Genomic DNA, 26,943 nt, shown 5'->3' with positions numbered 1-26,943 from the left:
CGGCCTCGCAATATCCTTTTATCTTATAGTATGTTACTTCATATCCTTGTCATCCTCTGCGGAATTACGGTCAGCTTCCTCGTGACGATTTTGCAACTTATCATCTCCTGCATGTTCATCATTGCTTTCCGCCTCTGCCTTAGAAACAGTTAATTTCTTTTCGGAGGAATTGTTTTGCCCTTCATTCAGATAGTCTGTATTAAAAGCCACCAGTAAAGCTCTTTCTCTTTCCTCTGCCTCTTTTATCGCTTTCGCTGTTTCCGCAGCTTCCATTGCATTTTCAGTCTTGAGGACTTCTTCTTTTTGATGAACGGACTCTACCAGTTCATCAGCACTCATCTGACCTGTATAAAGTGCCTCAAATTGTTCTCCGTCAATCGTTTCGATTTCAAGAAGAGCTTTCGCAACAATATGAAGTTTATCAATATTTTCAGTTAAGATCTTCTCTGCCTTTATAAAAGATTCTTCGATAATGTTTCTGATCTCTGCATCGATTTCAAAAGCAATCTCCTCGGAATAATTTCTGGTAGTTGAAATGCCATTGCCTAAAAAGACTTCATCATGGGAACCATAGTTTACAGGTCCTAATTTTTCACTGAATCCATATTTCGTAACCATTTCTCTGGCCGTTTCAGTTGCACGCATGATATCATTGCTTGCGCCGGTACTAATGTCATCCAGCGTAATTTTTTCCGCAACGCGTCCGCCTAAAAGCCGAACAATATCATCGGTCATGGTTGTCTTGGTTCCATAATTCCGGTCTTCTTTTGGCAAGCTCATGGTAAATCCACCGGCTCTGCCTCTTGGAATAATCGTAATCTGATGAACCGGGTCTGCCTTCGGCAAACTTCTGGCAACGATGGCATGGCCGGCTTCATGATAAGCCGTCAGCTTTCGTTCATCCTCACTGATGACTCTGCTCTTCTTTTCCGGACCGGCGATTACTTTTGTAATAGCCTCTTCGACTTCTTTCATTCTGATTTTTCTGCCATTTCTTCTTGCCGCTAAAATAGCTGCTTCGTTTAGCAGATTTTCAATATCTGCCGGCGTGAATCCCGGCGTTCTTCTTGCCAGCACTTTTGGATTGACTTCCTCTGCCAGCGGTTTATTTTTGGAATGAACGGCAAAAATGGCTTCTCTTCCCTTTACATCAGGAATGCCTATCACAACTTGCCGGTCAAAACGTCCCGGTCTTAATAGCGCTGGATCTAATATATCCGGTCTATTTGTCGCCGCTAAAATGATGATTCCGGTATTTTCGCCGAATCCATCCATCTCAACAAGGAGCTGATTTAAGGTCTGCTCTCTTTCGTCATGTCCTCCGCCGATACCTGCACCTCTTTTTCTGCCGACTGCATCAATTTCGTCGATAAAAATAATACAAGGTGAGTTCTTTTTCGCTTGTTCAAATAAGTCTCTGACTCTGGAAGCACCGACACCGACAAACATTTCTACAAAGTCCGAACCACTGATGCTGAAAAACGGTACACCCGCTTCTCCTGCAGTCGCCTTCGACAAGTAGGTTTTTCCGGTTCCCGGAGGGCCTACAAGCAAAATTCCTTTTGGAATTCTCGCTCCTAAATCCCGATACTTCTTCGGATTTCGTAAGAAGTCTACCACTTCGGACAGTTCTTCCTTCTCTTCATCCAATCCCGCTACATCCTTGTAAGCAACCTTCTTTAGTTCATCCTCTTTATGCATTCTTGCCCGGCTCTTTCCGAACGACATTACTTTGCCGCCTCCGCCGCTTTGATTCATCATAATGAACCAGAAGAAAACCAACGCAAGAATCATGATAAGCGTAGGAAGCATGGTAATATACCACGGCGTTTCCTTTGGCTTCTCACCGCCATAAATTACACCTTTTTCTATCTGTGGAAAAATGTAATCTTGTTCAAGACTTGCGATAGTAATAGGTGATGGTGCATAGGCAACAATCAACTTTCCATTATCTAATTTTCCGTTTAGCGTTGTTCCCTTGAGATCTATTTCCTTGATTTCTTCTTTTTGAAGATAGGTAACAAACGTCGAAAATTTTACTTCAGTTACCTTTTCCTGTTGAGGAATACCCCTATACGCCCATGCCATTGCTAAAACAATCGCAAAAATGGCAATGTATATCCCCATGTTTTTTGCAAATTTATTCAACTGTCTTTTTTCCCCCTTAGTTGCAAATTATCTTTTATTTTTCCGTTATCTATTTTAGACACGTACATTCCGGTTTTATGTTCTTCGCCTGCTAAATCTTCTCGTATTTGTGTTGCAGCTACAGTTTTAAGCTGTTTTTTTAACAAGGCTCTATAATTCTATCACAATTTATCTAAATATTCAAGAAGAACTATCTGTTCTGTATCCATTGTAAGCTTGTAATTTTCGCTAATTCTGCCGTTTTTCATACCGGTACTATAGCCGCTTACATCGTCACCTATAATCCAGATTACTTCATCGCCGATGCATACCAAAGGAACCTGATTCCGGCATTCTTTATAAACCTTTTCGTCCACAAACATGTCCTGAAGCTTTTTGCGTCCATTCATCCCCAGAGGTGTCATCCAGTCGCCTTGCCTCCTATTTCGAATCTGCAATACGTTTAATATTTCAGCTAACATGGAATCCTGCTGCACACATTCGACGGTATCCTGATCTTTCAGTTTTTGCTCTGCCTGGAAAACTGCCTCAATAAGCTGGGCTTCACCTGAAGTCAACCGGTCCAACAGCTTGTACAAATCCAGTGCCGCAAAACGTTTGCTTCCATTCTTGGAAATATCCTTTAATTTACCTTCGTTCTTTACTATTCTTATCTTTAACTTTGATTTTAATTCATCTTCCGAAACGTAACCTAAAGTAAATGGATCATTTTTATAAAAGCGCACTTCTCCATACGACGAGGAAACCGCATATCCTTTCGGGAAATCCGTACGGGAAGAAGCCTTATCCCCTATAATCACTTTGTCTGCCGCTTCTATATGTGCTGCGGAAATTCCCTGATCCAAACCGATCGTTTCAAAAGCTCGCTTAATCACTCGATGACGGATGGCCGGGTGCATCTCCTTCAATTGATGCTCACCGAAGGAAACTCCTCCGACTAATGAAACAATGCCCTCATGAGGACAGGGCCGCTCATTAATGATAATGGCTGCTTGTTCCATCGCTTCACTCACTTGCGTATCAAAATAGTCTTTGTCTTCTTTGGCTATTTTACTGAGCCGGTTTAACGCTTCTGTGATATTTTCATTAAATTCTTTTTGAATAAGAGGAATTAAGTTTAATCGAATTTTGTTTCTCGTATAAATCGGTTCTAAATTGGTGTGGTCTATTCTGGGGTTCAGTGCCTTCTCCGTGCAGTAGCTCTCAATTTCATTTCTGCTTACATCCAGAAGCGGCCTTATCAATGTCGTTCCGAACTTACCTTCTCTGGCGTACTCGATTCCTACAAGGCCATCGGTGCCGGTTCCCCGTATGATTCTCATCAGCATGGTCTCTGCCTGATCGTTTAAATTTTGTGCTACGGCAATTTTAATTTGATGCGGCTCAAATTTTCCGGCTTGAATTAAATCTGCCGCTACTTTATAAAAAGACTCATATCGAGCCATCCTGCCGGCCTCTTCACTGGTAAGCCCTTTTTCTTTTGCGATCGCATTGCAATCCATTTCAAAGCTCTGGCATTCTATCCCTTTGACTCTGCATAACTCTTCCACATATGCTTGATCCTCCTCTGCTGCTCCAGGTCTGAATTTATGGTTTACATGTACCGCAGAAATGGAATAGGATAATTCATCCGATAAGTTGATGAGAACATTAAAAAGGCACACCGAATCAGGCCCTCCGGAGAGCCCTATAATGATGTGCTCGTTTTTCTTAATTAAGTTTTTATCTATAATTGTACTTTTTACTTTACTCTCTACCATAACTCAACTATACCACAATTGTTATTGGTTCGCAATTTGTTCAGCTAAATCGTTTAGATAAACCCACCGTTCCATTTTTTCAGCAAGCGCTTCTTCCAATTTTTCTTTCTCCTTCAGCTGTTCCTGCAGTTTGCTGTAATCACTGGTTTCTTTGGCAATTTGCGCTTCTAATTCACCCATCTTCGATTCCAACACCGCTATATCATCATCAATCGTATCAAATTCCCGCTGCTCATTATAGGAAAACTTCAGTTTTTTATTGCTGTTTTCCGGCTTGGGTTTAGACCCGGAACGATCGTTTGCAGCCGAATTAGCCTGTTCCTTGTCTGCATTAGACGCTTCCTTCTTCTGTTTTCGCTCCGTCTCTTCTTGTTTTTTAATTTCCATATAGTCGGAGTAGCCCCCCGGATAATGGGCGATTTGACCGTCTACTCCTTCATAAACAAACGTCCGAATGGCTATGCGATCTACAAAATATCGGTCATGAGAAACGACAATCACAGCTCCGGCAAAGGTATCCAAATAGTCTTCTAAGATGGTCAAGGTGTCAATATCCAGATCGTTAGTCGGCTCATCTAAAAGCAATACATTGGGTGCCATCATAAGGATGCCAAGCAGGTAGAGACGTCTCTTTTCTCCGCCGGATAATTTGTTTATTTTTACTGAATGGATGTGCCGCGGAAATAAAAATCGTTCAAGCATCTGCGAAGCAGTCACAATCCCTTCCGTTGTTGTCACTTGATATGCAATGTTTTGGATGTAATCAATCATCCGAAGAGATTCATCTAATCGCTCGTTTTCTTGTGAAAAGTATCCGATTTTTACCGTCTCACCGATTTCAACCGTTCCGCGGTCCGGTGATTCAAGTCCCATGATGATCTTCAACAGAGTAGATTTGCCGCTGCCATTATTCCCGATGATCCCAATCCGGTCATTCCGCAGTACCGTATACGTAAAATCTCGAATGAGTGGTTTCCCTTCATAGCTTTTTGAAATATGGTCCAGCTCAATGACCTTTTTCCCAAGTCTGCTGGATACGGAACTCATTTGAAGTTTAGACTCGTCCATGGTTAATTTATTTTTCTCCAACTCCTCAAAACGTTCAATCCTTGACTTCGCTTTGGTTGTTCTCGCCTGGGCACCCCGCCGAATCCATTCCAGTTCTCTTTTATATAAAGTATAACGCTTTCGCTCAGTGGCCAACTCCATTTCCTCACGAGCCTGTTTCCCTTCCAAATACGCAGAATAATTCCCTTCATGGCGGTACAATTTCCCCTGATTCAGCTCTAAAATACGGTTGCATACTCGGTCCAAAAAATATCGGTCATGGGTAACCATAAAGATGGCGCCTTTAAAGGTCTTAAGATACTTCTCCAACCATTCGATGGTATCGCTGTCTAAATGGTTGGTCGGCTCATCTAAAATCAGTAATTCGATAGGCGCCACGAAAACCGAAGCCATAGCAATCCTCTTTTTTTCTCCCCCCGATAAGTTCTTCACCGGTGTATCAAACTGATCCATACCAAGCTCCATCAGCATTGCTTTACATTCATACTCAGAAGCTTCTTGATGGTCGTCTTTCAGATTGTGCAATACTTGTTCCAATATGGTATTCTCCGAATCAAATGTGGGCATTTGAGGTAAAAAACCAATTCGTACACCTTTTGTTATGGTGACTATTCCTTCGTCCATTTCCTCCATACCCGCAGCAATCCGAAGCAGGGTGGTCTTTCCCGTACCGTTTACGCCGATAAATCCGATTTTATCTCCTTCATGAATGCTAAATGACAGGTTTTCAAGCAGCGGCTTTTCGGTGTAAGATTTTGAAATATTTGTAGCATTTAATAATATCATCTTTATTCCTTTATGCTCTACAGCGCATTAAATCATATTTTTATCTTACTATTTATACAGCAAGCAATAAAATTTTATAGAATTAACTATACAATGTCAAGGAATACCCCTTCTTAAAAGTTACTCAAAATTTAAAGAGAATCTTTTATTGGTTTCTTTTTACAGATTCCTTGCTAAAGGATATTCTTGAATGCTTTCTTAATTTATGATAAAATGAAGATATATTTTAAGCAGTGACAGTCACTGCGCATTTTAGGTAGTATATTGATATAGGAGAAAAACGATGACGATGACCTTTGGTTTGATATTACAAAAAGTTCTTGGCGTACTCTGTCTTGCATTCGCTGCTCGCATCTATTACCGTAAATTCAAAAGGTATAAAGCTGCAAAGGCAGAAAAAGCGGCAGCAGCAGAAATGGAAACCTTAATACCGGTGCAAAGTGAAGGCAATGCAGACGCTTAATATTTCAGCACTAAAAAAAAATCTTCGAACCGAAATTATGGAGCGAAGAAAAAAACTGACAGAAGACTATTGTCAGGCAGCTGATGAAAAAATAGCTCACCATATTATTGCATTGGAGGAATATCAATCTTCTAAGACCCTCTTCTGTTTTGTAAGTACAGAGGACGAAGTCAATACATATCCCATTATTCGGCATGCATTGTCCGTCGGGAAACGAGTTTGTGTCCCAAAATGCATATCAAAAGGGTTCATGCAAGCCTTCGAAATCTCTGGTACGGATTGCTTGGAAAAAGGGTCTTACGGCATCATGGAGCCAAACGAAAATTGCCCCATGATAATTTCCGCTGACATTGATTTCTGTATCGTCCCATGTATGTCCTGTAACACGAAAGGTCAACGGCTTGGTTACGGAGGCGGCTATTATGATCGTTTTCTTAGTAATACCGTTTTTCCCTCAGCTGTTGTTTGCAGAGAAAAATTGACTTGTGAGGATATCCCCACGTTGGATCAAGATGTTCGGATCAGCATCGTGATTACAGAAGCAGGAATTTGGAGAATTAAATAAAATGATATATATAAAACGCTATCGGTAAAATCAATAGCGTTTTATTGATGCCTTAATTCTCACTCTTAAGCTGTTGAATCATAAAAACACCTCCATGCGGATAACCATGGAGGTGTTTTTGCAGAGCATTATTGAAAAAAGGAGTACCTATTGAATCACAGCAGTAATTACCGTCATGTCATCTTTTTCACGGATCCCATAAGATTCTACTGCTTTATTCACAATTAAATCGGATATGGTCTGTGGGTCTTTCGATTTAATGACCCGAATAGCCTCTTGAATCCATGTCATTTCCAGATCTTCTCGATTGGCATCACAGATTCCGTCGGAAACCATAATAATTTGATCACCCGGGCGCAGCCTCACATTGATGAAATCAATGTGAAGGCCGTCCACGATCCCGAGCGGCAACGCCGCCATCTTGACGGCCGCCACCTTATCGCCACGTTTAATAAAGGTGGCGGCTGCGCCTATTTTAAATAATCGGAGTTTACCTCCAATTTTGTCAATCATCGCTAAGTCTACCGTCGAAAAAATTTCGCTTTCATCCTGTAGAAGCAGTATATTATTTACCGTTTTTAAGGCTAATTTCACATCAAATCCGGCACTGATCAAATCCATTAAAGTGGTTACCGCTAGACCGCTTTCTCCCGCCGCCGCTGACCCTTTTCCCATTCCGTCACTTAATAAAATAGCATATTCGCTTTCAGAAATTTCTTTGTATTGAAAGCTGTCTCCCGAAACTCCTCCGCTTCGTCCGTACGCAGAATGTGCGACTCTTACATCAAACTTCGGTTTTGCTTCTGCCCAAACTGCCGGATGCTTGATTTCTTTAATCTCCTGTTTGAGCTTTTCGGTTACTTGTGCCATTCCATTAAACTGATAGGCAATTATATTTCTATTATTTCGGGCATTTCCATAAAGATTTGAAAGTCTTTCAAAAGTTCGAAGTTGTTCATCCAAAACATTTAATACTTGTGCCTTGGTCTCCATTTCATAATACGCATGGTCTCTTTTCACCTTCGAGAAGACCTTGCGTAAGGCCAACACAAAACGTTTTGGGATTAATACCATTACTGCAGAAGCCAATAACGGTTCATAAGGAGGGACAAACAGCTCCGGGTAGAGGGTAATCATTCCTAAAGCTAAACAGGAACCGCTAAAGCACACTGCGGCAACTATTCGGTGATCATCCGTAAATATGCCTGCCGCAAACCCCCCGGCTAAGAAGACCAGTGTGACTGCAGGAGGATAAGAAGTACACAAGATCACACACATCGATGTAGCTGCTCCGGCTATGAGACCACCGCTAATCCCTAAACAATACCCAAATATCAGCGTTATGAGTAATCCCCCGATAATAGGCAGTGAAAAAGCCCCTGTATTAACACTCCACAGGCCTGTCCCACAAATCATCAACACGAAGATAGTCGAAATAGATGCAATTGCTTTTTCTGCTCCCATCTCGCTTCTTATTTTTCGTTTATAGTCCCCATAGGATGCTGCCTTCATAAAATCAAGAAAATTGTTTATTATGTATATCAGAATAAGAATAAGCAGACTTTCTATAATCATCGTCACAATATCCAAACGATAAAACATTTTTGCCGCTATATAGTAGATCGCGTTGCAAGCATTTACAATCAGAAGAGCCATACATGACCGGACTGATAACTCGGTTTTTTTACTGTTCATCATCGAAAAAACGATTCCGGTTATGATGAATGCCGCCATATCCCCATAAAATAGATAATTGCTGTTCAAATAAGTGATTAAACCAAGAAACATAGGAAGCAGTAAATATATATTTAATTTGCTTCTATACATCAGTACCGTTATTAAAGCCACTCCACACGGAAAAACGGTATTTAAGACGACAACTCTGCAAATCAGAAATGATAGAGCAACCATTCCGGCAATTTGCGCCAAGCTTACAGAATCTTTTTCTCTTTGCGATATAGCCTCCATTTTATCCCCCCTATATTTCAATTTTTGTAATTTTAATCGAACAATTTATTTGTTCTATTTCATTATATAGGGTCAGTTCCGTATAATTTGTCCAAATGTGTAGGGGTTGTCCACATTTTATCTAATAATTACCTTAATTTACGACACAAAATACATAAATACTGAATTGTAAGAGTCTATTTGACAGAAAAAAACTGGTTTAATCGAGTATTTGATCAAACCAGTTTGCTTTTTTATAAATTTTTATCTTGCGTTTAACGTATTATATATAACTACTGCTGCTTCTGCATGGGTTAACGTATTGCCACCGTTAAAATATCCCTTTGCGTCCCCCTTCATAATGCCGAGTCCATAGACGGAAGAAGCATAGCCCAGATAATTGCTATCGATTTTATCTTTATACATGTTCTTAAAGATATCAGATTTGCTGGCCAACTTATCATATCCAAGATATCGTATGATAAACTTTGCTGCATCTTGCCTTGTAATCGCTGCTGCCGCATTGATTTCTTCTTTCTTGATTATCTTTTGTGAAACAAGCATCTTATAGAAGTCCTCATCACTATTGTAATAAGCTTGTTCCGGAGAATATAAATATCGGAAAAAATCAATTTGTGTTGTTTTCGCTTTTGGGGCAAACTGACTACCCTCTAGGTAATAACCATTATTTTTTAATTCCAGTATAATATGCTCTGCCCAAGTACCTGCTATATCCGTATAATCCAAATTCTTCTGTTCATATACAGTTCCGTCCCAAGACAGCTGTTTTCCGGTAAACGCATCAATCTTATAGGTATCACTTTTCAAGAACTTATATACCAGCGCTACTTTATCCACCGCAGTTTTTCTGTAAGACAATCCAAAATCTCCATATTTATCGGTTGCATCAAAAGCGGCTTCTTTTGTAAGAACGCCGTTCAAATCCGGGAATGTCGCTGATTCATACCAGGTTCTTGAGTAACTTAAGATCTTGCCATTCTGTTTATTAACAGATACATAGATGGCGTTGCTATCAAAAGGAATGTCATTGATCTGCCTTGTATAAATAAAGGTATAATTATAGTCGGTAACTCCCATCGAGTTCTCATTTGACCAAGTAACTTGATCCAGCTTATCGCTGCATACCTTCTTTAAATAATCGTCTGCAATACTTTTTGCTGATTTTAATCCAATATCCTTAGTTGGCGTGCTGTAATCGGAATAATTATAAAAGTTCAGCAACACCCCAGACTTAGCATCTAAGGTAACATATCCGTCTTTATAGCTTAAATTCCAAATATAGCTCTGATCCGGCCCATTATTTTTTGCTAGAGAAGAGCTGGATATAGTCTCACCTCTTAATGAAGGAATCCATTCTTTTGCACGGTTATCTGCTTCTGTCTTACTCAACAACCCTGCTGTTTTCTGAATTTCATTCAATTCCTGCTCGGTGTATTCAATGGCATTTTCACTGGCTGATTTATAATCAAACGAACCCATTGTGGCAGCATCTCTCGTGTTGTATAACTGATACTCCGCATATAAATCAATTACCTTTCCGGTCTGTGCATCGATGGCTCGATTGGAATCGTTTGTCTCATAGGCAGGATATACTTTTAACGTTTTCTTTGAATAGTCATAATTTGAGAAATATTTTAGTTCCGGTCCAAGCTCCTTTAAATAGGCTGCTTTCGCGGCATCTTCTGCAAAAATTTTATCCGTTGATGGATAGCCCGTGATCGCAAAGTCAGAAGCGTTGCAATTATACCTAAAATGAGATAATTGCCCTACATATTTGTTGACTCCTATACTTACTGTTATAAAATCACAAGGGATATCATTGATATACATTTTATAAAGGAACGAATAATCGCTGTCATAGGCACTCCTAGCAGCAGTATTCTCTTCAAGCTTCATACTGTGTGCATACTTTGGCAGCATTTTCTTTAATGTATCATCCGCTACTTTTTGCGCCTGTGTTTCTGTCACCTTAGCAAGACCATCTCCGTTAAAATTTTTCAAGTAGCAGTAATAGGATGTAATGGTATCGGTTCCTTCCACACTCGCTGAAATGTATCCATCCCCTTCCGGCGCAGACCAATTTAAATTCCAGCCTCCTCTATTTTCCACATTGTCATCCTTATAATACGAAAACTCACTTAATTCTGTTGGTATGCTGACTACGGTTTTTACCGTTGCAATTGCTTTCTGTAGATCTTCACTTTCCGAAGTACCTGCAAAAGAAACGGATGTTGATGCCGCTGCTGTCATTACTAGCAGCGCAATTGCTGTAATCCCACTTACTAATCGTTTCATAGTTCCCTCCTTTTATTCTCGATATGACCAATCACATATCTTTAAGACTCACACTTTTCCCAAATTGTTCCGTTTATTTTTGTTTTTTATTTACCTTTCAATTGAAAAAAACCGCTTTGCATTTTCACAGGTAATCCGTGCCACCTCTTCATAGGATATCCCCTTAATTTCGGCTACCTTTCTTGCCGTATATTCTACGTATGGAGTCCTATTCGCCTTGCCCCTAAACGGTTCCGGCGTAAGATAGGGGGCATCTGTTTCAATCAGAAGAAACTCCATCGGAATGTGCTCGACCACCTGGATTCCTTTTTTCGCATTTTTATAAGTAATGGGCCCTGCAATGGATAGCGTTCCACCCAGTTTAACGTATTGCTCTCCAATCTCCTTACTGCCCGAAAAGCAATGAAGGAGAACTCTGGAATCAGGCAGCATTTCCCCATCCGGTCCCGGTCGTTTGGCAAACCACACTTGTCTTTCTTTAGAAAAAGCGCCTTCTTCCTTTAAAATTGTCATCACCAATTCGTCCGCTTCTCTTGAATGGATGATAATGGGCAAACGCAGCTCATTGGCCATCTGAATCTGTTTTCGAAACCATTCTTCCTGAACATCCCTGTCAGAAAAATTATAGTGAAAATCCAGTCCGATTTCGCCTATGGCTTTCACCTTGGGTTTTTTCGTTAATCCCCTGATCATCTTCAGCTTAAATTCATCCATCTCTTTTGTGTCATGAGGATGACAGCCTACTGCCGCATAACACCAAGAAAATTGCTGTGCATGCTTCACAGCCATCGCAGAACTTTCTAGGTCAAAGCCCACATCCATTACATAGGAAACGGGAGATTCTTCAATCTCTTTTGTCAGTTCCAATCGATCTGCATCGCTGTAATTCTCATTATTTATATGTGTATGTGAATCAAATAACATTTTCTAAACCCTCACAATCTATTTTCCTTATTTACAAGACTCTTTAAGGCAGCTTGTATTGTTAATTATACCATAATGGGAAACAGTTTCAAAATAGAACCAATAATTCCAGAGATAACATGGATAGTATGGTATAAAAATAGGATTTATGATATGATTTCAATAATATAAAAGGGGAAATGGATTTGCAGGTATTCAAGATGTGTTGCTTGCAATACCCATATAAAGGATACGGATAAGGAGATGGAAGTATGAAAAGTATTATTGTGTATTATTCTTTAGAAGGAAACTGCAAGCTGATTGCAGAAGCGGTGGCTCAGGAAATCGGTGCGGAAACTTTAGAATTGAAGCCGAAGAAAGATATCCCTACTAGCGGGCCTTTAAAATATTTGCTAGGAGGACGAAGTGCTATTCGGAAAGAACAGCCGGAATTAACGAATACAGATTTAGGAATCGTAAACAACTATGATCTGATTATCGTCGGTACCCCTGTTTGGGCTGCAACCTTTGCTCCGGCCATTCGAAGTTTTTCAGATGCTGTTCATCTACAAGATAAGAAAATGGCTTTTTTTGCGTGCAGCGGCGGTGGACCTACTACGAAATGTATCGAGCACATGAAGACTGTTTTTAACGGCAACAGCTTTTTATCGGATATCAGCTTTACTAATCCGTTGAAAAACCCTATGGATTGTACGAATAAAGCCAAGGCATGGGCTAAATCACTCCTTTGATTTTTCAAGCAAACTAATTGATCCTATGGTAAACGGCTACCCTATGATGGATAGCCGTTTACTTGCTGAGTTATGTAGTATATTTAGGACTTAGAAACTTTTAATGCACTTCTTGCAGATATTCTTCCCCATATAACTAGTCAATTCCTCCATACTTCCGCAAAGGATGCAGGAAGGATCATATTTCTTAAGCATAATTGAATCTTTATCTGCATATATTTCAATAGGCCCTCTCATATCAATATCTAAATTCTTTCTTAATTCAATCGGTAATGCAATTCTACCCAGCTCATCTACTTTTCTCACTATACCTGTTGATCTCATTTTTTCATTTCTCCCTTCCATTTAATTAAATACTTTGGCAAAGTTCACTCAACCCAATCTCCAATTGTATGGAAACATAACGTTTTCTCCTAATTTGAAAATAAACAAATTGCCAATTAAATGCAATATTTCTTGCACGAAATGACATATACAGGCGTAAAATGACATTTGTCATTACAGTAAATTCCATCAATCCCATCATTAGCAAATTACCTGTCATTTTGTGGATAATAATAGAATAAATCGTCAAACTTTGGAAGTGCTTATGTATACATTTAAGTCACGACATGATATTATATAGTTGCGTTTTATATTATTTTATGACATAAAGGAGGCCATACATTTTGCTCAACATATTAGTAATAGAAGATGATTTTAACGCCATGGAATTTTGTTGTGAATCTATTCGTACTATTTTGCCTGATTGTTCAATACATCAAGCAGGAAATGCAGAGAAAGCATTAACAATTATGAATCAATATATGATTGATGTATTTTTTATCGATGTCGAATTGCCTTGCATGAACGGTTTCCAATTGGCTCAAAAAATACGAGAGAATTTCAACTATACGCTGACCAGTATTGTTTTTGTGACAGGAAAACAAGTGAATCAGCTGGCGATCCATAAACGGTATCATCATTATGAGTATGTCATGAAACCATTTACATTTTTATCGTTTCAAAAATCAATCGGCCCTTTACTGTCTGAATTAAACAATTTAAAGATGAAAAATCAGACAACCACTCTATCTGAAAGAGAAAAATATGTTTTTATTAAAACTAAAAATTTTAATGAATACCTTAAATACACCGATATCCTCTTTGCTGAAACTGAAAACAGAGGCATTAAGTTAGTGACAAAAGCGGTGACTTATTCAGAGATTAAAATGAAGCTGGAGGATTTTATCTTAACAGTGAACAGCCCCAGCTTTTGTAGATGCCATAAATCGTATGCCGTTAATTTGACAAATGTCAACGGTTTAAGAAGTGCCGGCCGACGCCTTTGGAGTGTAGAATTTTCAACGCCTGCTAATGGCATCTGCTTTGTGAGCAGCACTTTTTACGATAGTGTGATGCTTGTATTAGGAAATGAGAAATCTGGAAAGGAAATAGTGTTATGAGCAATCCTGCATTAATTACTTTTGTAATAAGTTCAATTGAGATTATATCAATATATGGATTATTTCTGATAATGGACCAAGCTAATCAACTAACCAAATTAAAGCTTACCTGCTATATATTAATTTGTTCTTTAGTCTCATGTCTATTGAATTACTATAGCCTTTCTTACCATCTTGTTTATATGCTTATCACGTATGTATTACTATTAAAATTAATGCTGCAAAATAAATTAAAGAATATTGTCATTGATATTATTATAGCAAATAGTTGTTATATCGCTCTACAATTTATTATCACTATTTTTGTTGGTGCAATTGATGGAAATATCTTTAACAATTATTATATAGTCCTTTTATTTGTCATAGTACTTGCACTTTTCATACTTCTTTTATATACAAGGCAAGCATTCATCGAATTAGTGAGGCATTATTACATTGACAGCCGAGATATGATTTTTCTAATTGCGATCAACTTATTTTTTACAGTAACCATTTTACTTAATATTTGGAATAGCTTCGGCGATTTATTTTGGAGTGAAAAGTGGAACATCCTTGGACTGGTTGCCGCTAATTACATTATGAATGTCGTACTGGTCATCGCTTTCTTGCGCCAAAAGAAGATAAAAGATGAGTCGGAAGCCTATAAGATGTACGGTAAATACTTAGAAGATGTGGGGTTGCAGCTTCGAAGCCGCCAGCATGAATATATGAACCAAATGCATACCATGATTGGCTTAGCTCAGACCCTCCCTGCAGAAGAATGTGCAAAGGCAATTACAGAGTACGGTCAGATCATCATACAGGATAACGAGATTAAAAAGAAACAGTTTGATATTTGCAGCGATGCCATTATAACGGCCGTTGTATACGGAAAAGAAAAGCAAGCAGAAGAGCAAAAGGTGCAGTTTCAACATGTTATTCAAGAGCCTTTAGAAGATATGAGAATTCCTGCTCACGATTTAGCAGAAATCTTAAATAATTTATTGAATAATGCCTTTGAAGCCGTTTCAGAACTTCCTTATGAAGAACGTGAGGTATTATTGGAAATCAGCCCGAATAAAATAGAAGTGCTGAATCGTCTTCCATCCGATTTTAATGAAGGTTTACCTTCTCAAATCGAGCGGGTCGGATACAGCACCAAAGGACAAAATCGGGGATATGGCGTTTCCAATGTAATCAATATTGTTAAGAGATATAACGGTTCTTTTAATATTTTCAAACAAAACGATATGTTTATATTTGAGATTCTACTTCAATAATTCCTCTGGGCACTCCGGTTCATGCCACATAGCCGCACTTGAATTAACTGTTGCAGCATCAGCCACTGCCATTAACATCATCATTAGCATAAATAAAGCACCATGTTTAAATTTTTTCATACCTAAAACCTTCCTTTCTTTTGAAGACAAAGGCAATTGCGAGCTGCAATGCCTGAAGAAAAAGAACCCATATCCCACATTGTTGATAAACCTGATGGTCGTTAAGTAAAAGCAAAAGAACGCTTGCTAACATACTGGTGCCAATGGCGATACTCTTACATCTGATGTATTTTTCTCTGGTCACAATCGGTTTTCGTGACGTTGCAACCGGAGAACAAATACATATGATGATGAGGCTGCTTGCTAATATCAAATAATCTACCCCGATTGGAGTTGAAATTCGCGGCAACACCAGTATAGAAAGTAGGAAAAAACTAAAGCTGAATAAAAAGCAATTTAAGCTGCTCTTCATATGTAGCCCACCGGAGAAAGTTCGGACAGGCAACAATAGAACAAGGCAGAAAAGAAAAAGGAAAGACATATGTAGCAAGGAATAAAAGCAAAAAAGCAGAATCATCTTTATAACTTCACTTTTTAGTATTTCCATCGCATATTTCATTTTCACCACTTGTAATCTCTCAAGAGGGATTTCGTCTTGCACATTTCGTATAATCATTTCTGATAAGTTCTTCATACATTTCCCTACCTTTATTGCTCAAACTTTTCTTAATCATAGCAGAAAAAGGGGAAAAATGTCATTTCTATGCATGAAACTGCCATATGACGAACAAAATTTCATTTTTGCCCACTTTATGTCTTATTTTTACCACTTCATGCTACCTGTTTACCATCTGGCCTCATTTTATCTTCTTCGCTTTGCAATTACCCTATAGTCTCTGATCAATAAACACAATATATTTTGCATAAAATGGCAAATATGTGCTTAAAATGACATTTATTCAAAAAATTTCACCTTGGACAGTATCAATGTCGATCATTTCAATTTGGCTTAACTTTTACAGACATGAAAAAATGCACCATATGTGGAAAGCATCGCTATCTACCCTTAGGTGCATTATTTCTCATTTTAAGTAATTATGATGAAGGATTATATTTTATTAAAGACCCCTTTTTATTACCATAACCAATTATGGTAATAAATTCAAGTTTATTGCACAAAATGGCAAATATATGCATGAGTTGCCACAATAGAAAAAACAGCTCAACCATAGCTGAGCTGTTCTATAATTTCAAACTGTTACGTTTAATCGAATGCTTTTTATCTTACAGCATTTCCATCTTCTGCTTCTGTGGTTACAAATTCGAACTTTTCACCATTATCTGCAAAAAGCAGCATTCCTTTTGATTCTAAGCCTCGAAGTGCTCTTGGTTTTAAGTTTGCCACCACGATAACCTTTCTGCCTACACATTCTTCCGGTTTAAAACGTTCCGCAACTCCGGAAATCACCTGTCTGGTTTCTGTCCCCATCTTGATCTTGAATACCAGCAACTTATCCGCTTTCGGATGTTTTTCTGCCGATAAGATCATTCCTACTCTGAAATCAATTTTATCAAAATCTGCATATTCAATTTCAGGCTTTAATTCCAGCGGGATATTTTGAGGCTCACCGTTTCCCTGCATTGCTTCCAATTCGGCAAGTTCTTTCTCAATGTCGAGTCTTGGGAAAATGGCATCACCCTTTTTCACCTGTTCTCCGCCCATCATTTCAAATTCAAGGGCATCTTCCCAAATCGGATCAGCAAACCATAAGCCCATTTGCTTTCGGATTTCCTTTGATGTAGTATGCATGAATGGATATATCAATACGGAAACAATTCGAATTGCCTCAGCTAAATTGTGCAGAACTGCATTTAAACGTTCTTTATTAACCTCGTCTTTTGCAAGAACCCAAGGAGCATTTTCATCAATATATTTATTCGCTCTTCGGATGAGGATCCATATTTCTTCCAGCGCCAGATTGAACTGGAACTTGTCCATGTAATCTTCCACCTTTTGAGCTGCTCCGACAGCGATCTTTTTCAAGTCTGTATCGGTAGCTACTGCAGCTTTTCTAGCCGCTAATTTTTCTTGGTCGTCGAAGAGCTCTACTTGCAGTTTTTTCGTGCTCTCATCTGCATTCGGAACAATTCCGTCATTGTACTTTTCAATCATGGAAACGGTTCTGGAAACCAAATTACCGAGGTCGTTCGCTAAATCATAGTTCATTCTCTTTAACATGACCTCATTGGTAAACACGCCGTCTTGTCCGAAGGTATATTCACGAAGCAGGAAGTACTTCAGCGCATCCACACCGTATCGTTCAATCAGCTTTACCGGGTCTACTACATTTCCTTTGGACTTGGACATCTTGCCGCCTTCCAATAGCAGCCATCCGTGTCCAAGAACTTTCTTCGGAAGAGGTACTTCCATAGACATCAACATAGCCGGCCAAATCACCGTATGGAATCGAACGATTTCCTTTCCGACAAGATGAACGTCTGCCGGCCAATACTTGTCATACAGTTCATGTTCTTCACCCGGATAACCTAATGCCGTAATATAGTTTGAAAGTGCATCCAGCCATACATAGATAACGTGCTTGTCATCAAGCGGTACCGGTACACCCCAATCAAACGTGGAACGTGAAATACAAAGATCTTCCAATCCTTGTTTTACGAACGCAAGCATTTCATTTCTTCTGGTATCCGGTTGTAGAAATTCCGGATTATTTTCAAACAAATCAATCAATCGGTCTTGGTACTTGGAAAGTTTGAAGAAATAGGCTTCTTCCTTTGCAGGCTGAACCGGTCTCCCGCAATCGGGACACTTGCCGTCAGCCAGTTGGCTTTCCGTCCAGAAAGACTCGCAAGGCGTGCAATACAATCCTTCGTATTCTCCCTTATATATATCCCCTTTTTCATAAATTTTCATGAAAATCTTCTGAACGCGCTCCACATGGCGAGGCTCTGTGGTTCGAATAAAATCATCATAGGAAATTTCCATCGTCTTCCATAGTTCTTTTATTCCATCCACTACATTGTCCACATAAGCTTGAGGGGTCACTCCCTGCTTATCCGCAATGGTTTGGATTTTCTGTCCGTGTTCGTCCGTTCCTGTCAGGAATCTCACATCATATCCCACCATACGTTTAAAACGTGCCATCGCATCCGTCATAACCGTACAATACGTATGTCCGATGTGTAAATTCGAGCTTGGGTAATAAATAGGTGTTGTAATGTAATACGTGCCTTTACTTTGTGTCATCTCCATCATTCCTTTCAAGCGCCTCAAATGAGAAGCGGTAATTTTATAAGCGTACCATATTTTTCATAGATTTTCTAGATTTTTTATCACGTTGTTAAAAGAAAGCTAATACGTTCTGCGTTCCAAATACTCTTCCAGCAACGATGCAATATCTTCCAGTGCAATGTTCCCACTGTTTACCGTCATATGATAATTAGTGACATCTCCCCACTTTTGTCCAGTGTGATATGTATAATAATTGGCTCTTGCTTTATCGATTTTTTGAATCTCGTGTTCTGAATTTTTTTCGCTTAGCCCATATTCTTGAACGGATCGTTTGATTCGTTCTGTCATATCGGCACAAATAAAGAAATTTGTTACCTGCGGCTGATCTTTTAGAATGTAATCGGCACACCGGCCGACTATTACACAAGGCCCTTCCACTGCTATTTTCCGAACCACCTCTACTTGTGCTAAAAAGAAACGGTCATTCAAAGATAATCCTTCGATTCCTGTTTCTCCACTTCCTCCGAGACTCGTCGCTAAGGTATAGATAAAACTATTTTTTGCTTTCATCTCAGCATTTTCAATGAGTTCCTTCGAGAAGCCGCTTTCTTCGGCGATCCGATCCAGTAATGCCTTATCATAAAATGGCACGCCCATGTCTTCTGCCAATCGCTGCCCGACAAGCCTTCCTCCGCTGCCATATTGGCGGCTTATAGTGACGATTCTTTTATTCATTTAAAGCACCTCCTCTGTTGCAGCAAAAACTCCTTTCCTCTAGAGTTTTCCCTACTACTATAGATTAGTATACCAGATTTTTCCCGCAAAAACAAGAAATAGGCCATTCCAACGCATTATATTCGCCATTACATTACCATAATATTTATTTCGTAAACAATTCTCACTTTTCTAGAACCGTATACTGATTTCCCCTGTATTTAAAACTTCTTTCGTTCCATCAGGAAATTCCACAAGAAGGCCTCCATCCTCATCGATATCCCTTGCAAACGCTTCCAGGCTGACCCCTTTCCGTATCACTTGAATGTTCTTCCCCAATACCATGGACTTTTGCTTATATTCCTGAATAAAGTTTCTGCTTTCTAGTTCTGCATAGATTTCCAGCACTTGATTGATGATCTCTGCTGCAAGCATATTTCTCGAAAAAGGCACTGGAATAACACCGGCTTTTTCCTTGATTTCTTCTGGGAATCCGTTCGCAGGCAATTGGCAGTTTACGCCGATTCCAAGAACCAAATACTCAATCTCGCCGTTTTCAAAATTGCTTACCGCCTCAGTGAGAATCCCGCAAATCTTTTTTTCTCCGATATAGACATCATTTACCCATTTGATGACCGCATCACACTGACATACTTTCTTTATTGCCCGAACAACCGCTACAGATGCCGCTGTAGTCACTAAAACAGATTTGGAACTATCAAAATTAGGTTTCAAGATGATGCTTAGATAAATTCCTGTAGATGCCGGAGAATAAAAATCTCGTCCCAGTCGTCCCCGACCTTTTGTCTGCTCATTAGCCAGCACAACCGTACCGTGTTCAGCCCCTTGCAGGGCTAACAACTTCGCTCCCTGATTGGTGGAATCAATAATGCTGTGAACATATAGAGGCATGGAAGAATTGTTCGGGCGTAAATGCATCCGAACTCCTTGCTCAGACAACAGGTCGCTTTCTTCCAACAGCATGTAGCCCTTATTGGTAATCGCTTCAATCGGATAGCCTTCTTTTCGCAGGGCCGTAATAGCCTTCCAGACAGCCGCTCTGGATACGCCAAGGGTTAAGGCTAGACTCTCGCCCGAAAAACTTTGTCCCTTATTTTGTTCCAATGCCTTTAATACTTCTCCTTTGACAGACATACAGTCTCCTTTCTATCTTCTTTGACCTTTAGCTTCTTCGTTTAAAACTGACTGTTATAAAGGGTTGAATAAAATCCGCCCTTTGCAAGTAATTCCTCGTGATTACCGTATTCAACAATATCCCCGTGATCAACCACCAGAATGATATCTGCGTCTTTAATCGTTGATAATCGATGGGCAATGACAAAACTTGTTCTATTCTTCATTAGGTTGGACATCGCACGCTGAATCTGCAATTCTGTTCTGGTATCTACAGAACTGGTCGCTTCATCCAAAATTAAGATAGGCGCATCTGCAAGAAAAGCCCGTGCAATCGTTAGCAGCTGTTTCTCACCTTGTGAAATATTATTGGCTTCTTCCGTAATCTCCATCTGATAGCCTTTTGGCTGAGTTTTTATAAAATGATCCACTTGAGCTGCCTTCGCTGCCGCATAAACCTCTTCATCCGTTGCACCATATTTACCGTAGCGAATATTTTCCATAATGGTTCCGTTGAACAGCCACGTATCTTGAAGCACCATTCCGAACAGATTGCGAAGTTCTGCCCTGGTATAGTCGGTGCTGTTTTTACCGTCAATTAAAATTCGTCCTCCATTCAATTCGTAAAACCGCAAAAGCAGTTTGACAAGCGTCGTCTTACCTGCACCGGTAGGCCCTACTATGGCAATTCTTTGTCCCGGCTTTACCTCAAAGGAGAAATCGTGAATCAACATGTCGCCGGGATCATATCCGAACCGGACCTGCTCAAAAGATACGGCTCCCCGCCCTTGTTTTTTTCCGGTAAGCCCATCTTTATTCTGTGCCTGATTTTCCCCAGGTCTTGCTTCGGGGACAATGGAATCAAGCTCTTCTTTTTCATCTAAAAGTTCAAAAACTCTCTCTGCGGCGGCGGCGGTTGCCTGAAAAACGTTCGCAATATTAGAAATCTGTTGTATCGGTTGATTAAACGAACGCACATATTGCATAAAAGCTTGAATATTACCGATGGTTACTTGTCCCTTTAATGCCAAATATCCGCCCACCACACACACGAATACATAGGCAAGATTTCCTACAAATCCGATCAGCGGCATCATCATACCAGATAAGAATTGTGATTTCCATACCGAATTGTACAGCTTATTATTTAATTCATTGAATGTCTTAATGGAGTCGTCCTCTTTATTAAAGGCCTTAACAATGAGATGCCCCGTATACATTTCTTCCACGTGTCCATTCATCTCCCCCAGATATTTCTGCTGATTTTTAAAATGAGGCTGAGAAAAATGCACAACCAATTTAATCAACAGCATCGAAAGAGGCAGCGCAATCAACGCAGCAACTGTCATGCGGACACTGATGGTCAGCATCATTACTAAAACGCCGACTACAGAAGCTATACTGGTTATCGTTTGAGTCAAACTCTGGGCTAAAGACTGATTGACGGTTTCCACGTCATTGGTCACGCGGCTTAGTATCTCGCCATGGGTTTTTTCATCAAAATATTTTAACGGCAGACGATCCAATTTTTCTGAAATTTCTTTGCGAAGCCTATAGGTAATACGCTGTGCCACTCCTGCCATGATATAGCTCTGCAACATGGAAAAGATGAAGCTGATTAAATATAAAACAATTAATAGCGTTAAGATGTTCCTCATCTTATCAAAATCAATCCCGCCCTGTAAAAACCCGCTTACAATCACATCCGTAGCATCCCCTAATATGGTGGGGGAAACGATACTGAAAACCGTACTGGCCACCGCGAATAGGATAACCACTCCCATCTGAAATTGAAAAGGTTTAAAGTATTTTAGTAAGTTTTTCATGGTAGACTTGAAATTTTTTGCTTTTTCGCCCGGCATCATATTCGCCGGTCCTCCTCCCGGTTCCGGGCCGCGGCGCTGCCTTGGAGCAGAGGGAGCCGTTTGTTCTTTTTTAGGTGCCATCTACAACTCCTCCTTATCCAGCTGAGACTCAGCGATTTCTCTATATACTTGGCAAGACTCAAGCAATTGCTTATGTGTTCCTATTCCGGCAATCTCTCCTTCATTCAGCACAATAATCTGTTCCGCATCTTTAATCGTATTAATTCGCTGCGCAACAACCAATATCGTACTTTGGCTCATATTTTTATGAAGAGCTTTTCTCAATGCGGCGTCTGTCTTAAAATCCAATGCAGAAAAACTATCGTCAAAAATATAAATCGGTGCCTTTTTCGTCAGTGCTCTGGCTATGGAAAGACGCTGTTTCTGCCCTCCCGAGACATTGATTCCGCCTTGCGCTATAGGCTCCTCAAATCCGGTAGGCTTTTCATTGATAAAATGCAAGGCCTGTGCAATGGAAGCCGCATGTTCCAGATCGTGCTGACTCGCTTCCCCGGCGCCAAACCTTAGGTTACTCTCTATCGTACCTGAAAATAAGATTCCCTTTTGCGGTACGTAGCCAATTGATTGCCTTAAATGCTTTTGGGAAATCGATCTCACATCCATTCCGTCGATCAGAATTCGCCCTTCCGTTACATCATAAAAACGAGGGATCAAATTCACTAAGGTAGATTTCCCGCTTCCGGTACTTCCTATAAAGGCAGTCATCTGTCCGGGCTTGGCAATAAAGCTGATATTTTTCAGCACATCATCTTCCGCATCGGGATATTTAAACGAAACATTTTTAAATTCGATCTCTCCGGTCACCGATAAAAATACAGGATTTTCCGCATCTGTTATTTGCGGGTCAACCGCCAATACTTCCCCTACACGGTTCGCGGAAACGATCGCTCTCGGTATCATGATAAATAGGATGGATATGAACAAGAAAGACATAATAACCTGCATGGAATACTGGATAAAGGCGATTACATCTCCGATTTGCAGGTTCGCCGTATCCACCAGGCCCGCACCTGCCCATACCACCAGAATGGCCGTGAAATTCATTATTAGAAACATGAGAGGCATCATGACAGACATAGCTCGATTCACAAATAAATTCAATTCCGTTAAATCCCTGTTCGCCTGGTCAAACCGCCGTTCTTCACGGTGCTCCGCATTAAAGGCCCGAATTACGAGAGTTCCTGTCAATCGCTCATTCATGATGAGATTCAGCTTATCAATCATTTTTTGCATCACAGCAAATTTAGGCAAGGTGACCTTAAAAGCAAACAACATCAGCAGAAACATGGCTGTGATGGCCAGCGCAATCGTCCAAGAGAGTTCTACACTGGTAGAAATCGCCTTAATCAAGGCTCCTACGCCCATGATCGGTACGAAGAAGGCAATACGTAATATGATGATTGTAGCCGTTTGAACTTGCTGCATGTCATTGGTCGATCTGGTTATAAGGGAGGCTGTAGAAAACTTGTCCAACTCCACTTTTGAAAAAGAAGTAATCTTCGAAAATAGTTCACTTCTTATCACTCTTGAAGTTTTAGCAGCAGTCCTGGCTGCCAGAAAGCTTACGCCAATCGAACACAAGGTTAAAAACAATGTAATCCCCATCATTTTTACTCCGGTGGAATAAATATGGGATAAGTCCTGCCGGAGGATTCCATGGTCAATCAAATCAGACATGAATCCCGGCAAAGCAAGCTCCGACATAGCCTGACAGAACAAAAGAATCAATATCAAAAAAATAGTTGGTATATGCGGTTTATAATAAGATAATATTTGTTTCAACGTTTAATCTCCCCTTTTGTCCTGTATCCTGTTGTAAAACTAATTCATTAAAAAGCGATATAGCCGGTCGGCGTACCTTCTTTTAATTCTAAGGTATATCCATGCCCCAGCTCCGGCAGCCATGCAAAAAAATGATTTTTTTCATTTGGAAAATAGGTTGACATAATAGCTGAAATTACTCCGCCGTGGCACACGACAATAGAGTGAATGTCTTTACCCGAATGACGAACAGACAGTTCTTTAAGTCGATGAAAATCAATCACCTTTTGAAAGCCTTTCACCACCCGTTCGGCAAACATCACTCTGCTTTCACCATTGGGTGGTATGTTCTCCCCGCTTTTATCTTCAATCCACTCCAGATAGAACTTATTTTCTTTCAATTCCTCATAACTATGCATTTCAAAATCCCCAAAATGCATCTCCTGTAATTCTTCTATCACCGTATGTTCGGTCTCTCCAAATATAATATGAAAAGTTTCCTCTGTACGCTTTAGTCCGGAAGTATAAAAGTCAGCGTCTTCTGCAACGGGATAAATTCCGGATTCAAGTAAGGAGGAAATTAATTGTCTGCCTTCTTCTAGCAGCGGAATATCTGAATTCCCGTAATACAATCTCTTGATGTTTCCTTCTGTTGTACCATGTCTGATTAAATGTATATATGAGCCCATCTTTCACCTCTTATTTTATTTTGTGAGGCAGCCCGCAAAAAATTCTCACCACGTTTTCCGCTTCTTCGCTCAGGTATATTAATGCCCTGCCATTCATTTCACGCCATGCCCGCATTTCACGATCCATAGGAACAATTCCTTGGGAGATATCCATGCATACGATTATTTTATTCTCTAAAAACCCTCTATTGTCCATAAGATACTCTCTGGCCCCTATCCCTTGCTTCACACAAGCGAGGATAAAGTTCTCCAATTGATAAATGACCTTTTTAGATAAGTCTAACTGCGGATTTGCCGCATCTTCTTCACAATAAAATACTTCTTCATCCTTTATTTGATACGTTTTTTTAACATATTCAAGTTTCCCTTGATATGCTCCTCCTACAATCAATTCCATTTCTCGTTTTTTCTTCTCCCTATCCAATCAACTCTGTTCTTTATTCCTTAAAACTATTCTTGTGTTTCCTATTAAAATAGTGCTATTATAAATACTCCCGCCAGCTCTGCCCATGTCAAGGCATATCCGGCAATATCTCCGCTCATTCCGCCTAATTGCTTCCTTCCATACAAAGATGCGGAAAGACTGACGGTGATTACAGCGGCAATGGAAAGAAGCACAATCCAATAATTAGCGTTTACGGACGCCGTTTTCATATACGCTCCCATTTGGCATAGAATAGGAATCAGCAAAGCTGCCAATACCATAAAGAGTAATAAAATAATATATTTTCTATTTTCATTTTTATTATAACTTTGAACGTACTGACTGTGTCCTATCGGCTGATTCGCCAGAACTGCATGAGCAGAACAAGCCCTCGATACAAATGGTATCAGAATCAGCGTACTTACATCCTGTACACTGCCTCCCATCAGCCCTTTTCCGAAAGCAGACCACATGGACGAATAAAACATCACAAATAAAATGACGACTGAAATGACTGCAAATGCACCCACGTGTGAATCTTTCAGTATTCGTTGCCGCTCTTCCAAGCTCCTTCGGGAAAGAATCGCATCATTGCAATCCATAAATCCGTCCAAATGAATAAATCCACTAATAATAAACGGATATACCGTTAATATGCCGGCTTGAATCGGTAACGGCAGTCCCAGTCGCTGCATCGTCCAATACAATCCATACCAAATCAATCCCATTATCAATCCTATAACAGGGAAAAAAATCAGTTGAAGGCGCCTCCACTCGTCGTTCCAAAGTTTATAAGGGCATGGGACAGCAAAAAAATTCCCCCATGCCATAAAAAATGCTGTTCTATATTTCATACGTTCTGTTTCCTCCGTCTTGATACCCCTAAAAGATGATAAAACTCCATTATCTGCAAAGGTTATAAAATCAAACTCATTTCGTATAGTAGATTAACTGACCGAAACTGACTTCAATCACTTGCCCGCAAACCTCTGCCAAGGTACGATCAATGAACGCTAACCCTTTCCGATACGCTTCCGTTAAGTCATCGTATTTCATTGCATCTGAATAAATATAGTCCGATATAAAAATCGTATTGCCGGTTAGTGCTGCAAACTGTTTCAATTGCCCCGCAACTCGAGAAGGAGCAGCCATATCCACTGAGCCGTCTTCCCGAAACATCTCATTGGAGAGCAGGGCGGTTACACTGTCCAACAAAAATACCCCGCCTGTGTCCACTTGTTGTAACATTGTCATTGAATCCATACAGACCTTTTTTTTCAAACAGCCACAGATATCCATACTCTGTTCAACCGTAATAAAGCCTAACCCCTCTCGTTCTTCTAAATGCCTTTCAATTCTAGCTAAGTCTTCATCATCTACAGGCTTCATGGTTGCAAGATAGTATAAGCTGCAATCCTTCTCTCTGGCCGCTTCACATGCAAGGTTTTGTGCATACATAGATTTTCCGTTTTTGCATCCGCCGCTAATAAAAACATTCATTCTCGAATTCTCCTTCATGTTTTATTATATCATACAAGCAGTGTCGCCGTATGATTCAATGAATGCTTCCTTGCGGCAACGCCATCGGCTCCGACTCGCTTCGCTCCCTGCTGTCCGTTTTGCCTTGCCAAGCAAGCTTGGGGCAAAAAGGCAACGCCATCGGCTCCGACTCG

The 26,943-nt window shown here is 40.1% G+C and carries 23 protein-coding genes; 5 read left to right on the top strand and 18 right to left on the bottom strand.

Annotated features, from left to right (window positions below; translation table 11 throughout):
* Positions 1-33: 33 nt before the first annotated feature.
* The 3 genes from ftsH to JYB65_RS13545 form a co-directional block, all read right to left on the bottom strand.
* On the bottom strand, positions 34-2,148 hold the full coding sequence (gene ftsH / locus JYB65_RS13555) for an ATP-dependent zinc metalloprotease FtsH (RefSeq protein ID WP_280634505.1): 2,115 nt from the start codon (positions 2,146-2,148) through the stop codon (positions 34-36).
* A 161-nt stretch (positions 2,149-2,309) separates the two neighbouring features.
* The gene (gene tilS, locus JYB65_RS13550) at positions 2,310-3,908 is read right to left on the bottom strand and encodes a tRNA lysidine(34) synthetase TilS (RefSeq protein ID WP_206583229.1); all 1,599 of its coding nucleotides are present in this window, start codon (positions 3,906-3,908) and stop codon (positions 2,310-2,312) included.
* Positions 3,909-3,929: 21 nt separating this feature from the next.
* Complete coding sequence (locus JYB65_RS13545; protein ID WP_206583228.1) at positions 3,930-5,762, bottom strand: ABC-F family ATP-binding cassette domain-containing protein; 1,833 nt, start codon at positions 5,760-5,762, stop codon at positions 3,930-3,932.
* Positions 5,763-6,045: 283 nt separating this feature from the next.
* Here JYB65_RS13545 and JYB65_RS13540 point away from each other — a divergent pair, with 283 nt between their 5' ends.
* Positions 6,046-6,225, top strand: a complete 180-nt coding sequence (locus tag JYB65_RS13540) for a hypothetical protein (protein WP_206583227.1) — start codon at positions 6,046-6,048, stop codon at positions 6,223-6,225.
* Positions 6,212-6,790: a 5-formyltetrahydrofolate cyclo-ligase gene (locus tag JYB65_RS13535; RefSeq protein WP_206583226.1), complete on the top strand. Its 579-nt coding sequence runs from the start codon at positions 6,212-6,214 to the stop codon at positions 6,788-6,790. Before JYB65_RS13540 ends, JYB65_RS13535 begins: the two co-directional genes overlap by 14 nt.
* Before the next feature lie 147 nt (positions 6,791-6,937).
* Here the strand turns inward: JYB65_RS13535 and JYB65_RS13530 are convergent, their stop codons facing one another.
* The 3 genes from JYB65_RS13530 to JYB65_RS13520 all read right to left on the bottom strand — a co-directional run bounded on the left by JYB65_RS13530 (position 6,938) and on the right by JYB65_RS13520 (position 11,977).
* Positions 6,938-8,758: a SpoIIE family protein phosphatase gene (locus JYB65_RS13530; RefSeq protein WP_206583225.1), complete on the bottom strand. Its 1,821-nt coding sequence runs from the start codon at positions 8,756-8,758 to the stop codon at positions 6,938-6,940.
* Between the two features lie 243 nt (positions 8,759-9,001).
* Positions 9,002-11,053: a YcdB/YcdC domain-containing protein gene (locus JYB65_RS13525; protein WP_206583224.1), complete on the bottom strand. Its 2,052-nt coding sequence runs from the start codon at positions 11,051-11,053 to the stop codon at positions 9,002-9,004.
* Positions 11,054-11,143: 90 nt separating this feature from the next.
* Positions 11,144-11,977, bottom strand: a complete 834-nt coding sequence (locus tag JYB65_RS13520; protein ID WP_206583223.1) for a TatD family hydrolase — start codon at positions 11,975-11,977, stop codon at positions 11,144-11,146.
* A gap of 251 nt (positions 11,978-12,228) precedes the next feature.
* Here JYB65_RS13520 and JYB65_RS13515 point away from each other — a divergent pair, with 251 nt between their 5' ends.
* Positions 12,229-12,708, top strand: coding sequence for a flavodoxin family protein (locus tag JYB65_RS13515; RefSeq protein WP_206583222.1), 480 nt, complete (start codon positions 12,229-12,231; stop codon positions 12,706-12,708).
* Positions 12,709-12,798: 90 nt separating this feature from the next.
* On the opposite strand, the gene JYB65_RS13510 is transcribed toward JYB65_RS13515, so the two are convergent.
* Positions 12,799-13,032, bottom strand: a complete 234-nt coding sequence (locus tag JYB65_RS13510) for an AbrB/MazE/SpoVT family DNA-binding domain-containing protein (protein ID WP_206583221.1) — start codon at positions 13,030-13,032, stop codon at positions 12,799-12,801.
* A 344-nt stretch (positions 13,033-13,376) separates the two neighbouring features.
* On the opposite strand from JYB65_RS13510, the gene JYB65_RS13505 reads away from it, so the two are divergent.
* Together JYB65_RS13505 and JYB65_RS13500 are read left to right on the top strand one after the other, a co-directional pair.
* Positions 13,377-14,153 carry a LytR/AlgR family response regulator transcription factor gene (locus tag JYB65_RS13505; RefSeq protein ID WP_206583220.1) on the top strand — a complete coding sequence of 259 codons (777 nt, stop codon included), beginning with the start codon at positions 13,377-13,379 and terminating at the stop codon, positions 14,151-14,153.
* Between the two features lie 449 nt (positions 14,154-14,602).
* A complete protein-coding gene (locus JYB65_RS13500; RefSeq protein WP_206583219.1) occupies positions 14,603-15,412 on the top strand; it encodes a sensor histidine kinase in 810 nt (269 codons plus the stop codon).
* Here the strand turns inward: JYB65_RS13500 and JYB65_RS13495 are convergent.
* From JYB65_RS13495 to JYB65_RS13445, 11 genes are all read right to left on the bottom strand, one after another.
* On the bottom strand, positions 15,401-15,532 hold the full coding sequence (locus tag JYB65_RS13495; RefSeq protein ID WP_206583218.1) for an AgrD family cyclic lactone autoinducer peptide: 132 nt from the start codon (positions 15,530-15,532) through the stop codon (positions 15,401-15,403). The genes JYB65_RS13500 and JYB65_RS13495 overlap by 12 nt on opposite strands.
* A complete protein-coding gene (locus JYB65_RS13490; RefSeq protein WP_206583217.1) occupies positions 15,519-16,088 on the bottom strand; it encodes an accessory gene regulator B family protein in 570 nt (189 codons plus the stop codon). The genes JYB65_RS13495 and JYB65_RS13490 overlap by 14 nt, the downstream gene beginning before the upstream one ends.
* Positions 16,089-16,691: 603 nt before the next feature.
* On the bottom strand, positions 16,692-18,677 hold the full coding sequence (gene metG / locus JYB65_RS13485; protein WP_206583216.1) for a methionine--tRNA ligase: 1,986 nt from the start codon (positions 18,675-18,677) through the stop codon (positions 16,692-16,694).
* Positions 18,678-18,782: 105 nt separating this feature from the next.
* A complete protein-coding gene (locus JYB65_RS13480; protein ID WP_206583215.1) occupies positions 18,783-19,397 on the bottom strand; it encodes a cytidylate kinase-like family protein in 615 nt (204 codons plus the stop codon).
* Between the two features lie 171 nt (positions 19,398-19,568).
* Positions 19,569-20,531: a biotin--[acetyl-CoA-carboxylase] ligase gene (locus JYB65_RS13475; RefSeq protein ID WP_206583214.1), complete on the bottom strand. Its 963-nt coding sequence runs from the start codon at positions 20,529-20,531 to the stop codon at positions 19,569-19,571.
* A gap of 41 nt (positions 20,532-20,572) precedes the next feature.
* Positions 20,573-22,375, bottom strand: coding sequence for an ABC transporter ATP-binding protein (locus JYB65_RS13470; RefSeq protein WP_245156689.1), 1,803 nt, complete (start codon positions 22,373-22,375; stop codon positions 20,573-20,575).
* 81 nt (positions 22,376-22,456) lie between these two features.
* Complete coding sequence (locus JYB65_RS13465) at positions 22,457-24,178, bottom strand: ABC transporter ATP-binding protein (RefSeq protein ID WP_206583212.1); 1,722 nt, start codon at positions 24,176-24,178, stop codon at positions 22,457-22,459.
* Between the two features lie 47 nt (positions 24,179-24,225).
* Entirely contained in the window at positions 24,226-24,846 is a 621-nt protein-coding gene (locus JYB65_RS13460; RefSeq protein WP_206583211.1) for a histidine phosphatase family protein, read from the bottom strand.
* Between the two features lie 10 nt (positions 24,847-24,856).
* Positions 24,857-25,243 carry a P-loop NTPase family protein gene (locus JYB65_RS13455; RefSeq protein ID WP_206583210.1) on the bottom strand — a complete coding sequence of 129 codons (387 nt, stop codon included), beginning with the start codon at positions 25,241-25,243 and terminating at the stop codon, positions 24,857-24,859.
* A 71-nt stretch (positions 25,244-25,314) separates the two neighbouring features.
* Entirely contained in the window at positions 25,315-26,124 is an 810-nt protein-coding gene (locus JYB65_RS13450; protein WP_206583209.1) for an adenosylcobinamide-GDP ribazoletransferase, read from the bottom strand.
* A 76-nt stretch (positions 26,125-26,200) separates the two neighbouring features.
* A complete protein-coding gene (locus JYB65_RS13445; RefSeq protein ID WP_206583208.1) occupies positions 26,201-26,770 on the bottom strand; it encodes a bifunctional adenosylcobinamide kinase/adenosylcobinamide-phosphate guanylyltransferase in 570 nt (189 codons plus the stop codon).
* Positions 26,771-26,943 lie beyond the last annotated feature (173 nt).

It is taken from the genome of Clostridium aminobutyricum (assembly GCF_017255415.1).
GTDB classification, from domain to species: domain Bacteria; phylum Bacillota; class Clostridia; order Peptostreptococcales; family Anaerovoracaceae; genus Aminipila; species Aminipila aminobutyrica.
This window is presented reverse-complemented; position numbering and strand designations above follow the sequence as displayed.